Below are 245 nucleotides of genomic sequence, written 5' to 3' on the forward strand. Positions count from 1 at the left end.
AAATCGTATGTGGTGCCCCTAATGTTCAAGAAGGTAAAAAGGTAATTGTTGCCCTTAACGGTGCGCGGATCGCAAATAACCAAAAGATTAAACGTGGTAAAATTCGTGGTCAAGAATCGAATGGAATGCTTTGTGCTTTGCAGGAAATTGGCTTTAGTGACAAGATTGCTCCAAAAGCTTATGAAGAAGGAATTTACTTCTTAGATGATGAAGCTAAGGCTGGCGATTCCGTATTCAAATATCTT

Annotated in this window: 1 pseudogene; it reads left to right on the forward strand. The window is 39.2% G+C overall.

Annotation, left to right across the window (positions count from 1 at the left end):
* Positions 1-245 (forward strand): annotated as a pseudogene (locus ACFIK0_RS09780) (phenylalanine--tRNA ligase subunit beta); the annotation flags it as partial.

It is taken from the genome of Bartonella sp. CL63NXGY, assembly GCF_042194905.1.
Classification (GTDB): Bacteria; Pseudomonadota; Alphaproteobacteria; order Rhizobiales; family Rhizobiaceae; genus Bartonella.